We start from the raw sequence: 1,755 nt of genomic DNA, 5'->3' as shown, positions 1-1,755 counted from the left end.
GATCGGAGGTGCCGGCTTGGGCAGACCTCTGCAAGACATAGTGCAAATGGGTCGACGGCGCCGGCTTGGGCAGACCTCCGGAAGACATGGTGAACACGGACTGAACGCGCCAAGCCAGGGATGGGCCTGAGAAAAGCGGGGCACACACCCGTGGCGCCACCCTGGGACAGTGCTTGTGAAAACGAGCGGTACCCAACCGGAATGCAGGCTTGGAAGGGCCTTGGGAAAAGGGACCACACCCGGCGAAACCGCCACCCTGGGGCAGGTCTGGCCCCCGAGCTCCGGGACCCAGGGATGAGCACGGAGACTGACGCCCGCGAGCATTCTGCCGCGGTGAGGCGGAGCTGCCCCGCCGCCAAGACCGCCACGGGAGTACTACGCGGGCCTTTCTCGTTCCTCAAGCCATATGAACCAGGCGAGGTAACGCTCCAGGTAGCGCGTGGCAATCCCAAGAAACTGTGATAGCCATCCAAACAAGTTGGCCGCGAGCCGGTCAGCCGCACGCAGCAGGCGCGCGTCTTTGCCGCGGGCGTTGCGCGGGGCGCAACGCGCATCCCGGTACGATAGCCCGACCTGCGGGCAAGCCTCTTCGTAAGGGTTGTTGGCGATGACGGCAACGGGGTTGACCCAGACGGTTGATCCCGGAGTGAAGAGCCGGGAGAGGTGCGGGGTCAGGGTTTCTGCATTTTGGCGGCGGTTCCCGAGAATGGCCGTGGAGATGCTGTGCCCGTCGGTGGCCAGCGCCACCCGGGTGGGGCGTCCGTCAACGCAGTAGCGGAACACCGGGGCACCTACGCGCCGGGCGCGGGCGATGGGGCCGTCGCCGAAAGCCCTGGAGTCACCTCGCCGGAGTAGGCTCCAGCGGCTGTGGTAACTGCCTGGCCCCACCGTGGTACGGCTTCCTTTTTCGGAGTATCGAACGAGGGTCTCGCACAACGCCACGGTGCCGGACAGTCGCGGCTGAGGCCTGACCCGTAGGGCTTCCATGAACCGATGGCGCCACCGAAAGGCCGTGCTCAGGTGGATGCCCAGGCGGGCTGCTACTTTGCGGAGAGGCAGCGACTCGGCCATCACATTCTGATGAAGCCGCCATTCTTCCCGTTTGCGAAGTCGCGCTACAGGGGTGCCCGTGCTGGGGTTGAAGCTTCGCCCGCAACTCTTGCACTGATAACGCCGCTCCCGGGTTCCGTCCTTGCGGGAGAAACTACCCCGCCCTATCACCCTGCTGCTACCGCAACGAGGACAAGGAGGATAGCCGCTGGGCACACACGGCGGGGACGACTGGCCGTCTGTTGCACGTCCGGTTGCCGACGGGATCTCCTCGGTCGCAGCTCGTACAACGGGGCACGGCCCGGTCTGATCAGCGGGATGACGCCTCCTCTGCTCAACGGCACCGCTCACCATGGATGCAACCCCCAGTAACGGTATCTGCATCCAGTATAGCCAAACGTATGTACGGAGTCAACGGCTATTCGCGCGAGTGTTCGGATTGTTCGGCTATCCCAGGTCTGGCAGCTGTCAGACGGGTGGGTGGGCATCCTCGTGTCCTACGGCTGGGATGGTCGTCGTGCCCTCCGGGGCACCATCCAGGGCGAACACGATTGAGGGAGCGGCAAGCAGGTGCTTCGTGCACGGCTGCCAGTGGCCGGGCCCCCCGGGCGCCAACCAGGGCGAAGAGGAGTGACGGACTTGGAAACAGATGCTTCTTGCACGGCTGCCAGCGGCCGGGCCCCCCGGGTGCCAGCCAGGGCGAAC

1 protein-coding gene and 1 pseudogene are annotated in these 1,755 nt (G+C 65.5%); both read right to left on the bottom strand.

Annotated features, from left to right (window positions below):
* Positions 1–375: 375 nt before the first annotated feature.
* Entirely contained in the window at positions 376–747 is a 372-nt protein-coding gene (locus AB2385_RS17020) for a hypothetical protein (protein WP_367656200.1), read from the bottom strand.
* Positions 748–993: 246 nt separating this feature from the next.
* Positions 994–1,071: pseudogene (locus AB2385_RS17015) on the bottom strand (helix-turn-helix domain-containing protein); the annotation flags it as partial.
* Between the last annotated feature and the right edge of the window lie 684 nt (positions 1,072–1,755).

Source organism: Symbiobacterium sp. (assembly GCF_040797425.1).
GTDB lineage: Bacteria > Bacillota > Sulfobacillia > Symbiobacteriales > Symbiobacteriaceae > Symbiobacterium.
This window is presented reverse-complemented; position numbering and strand designations above follow the sequence as displayed.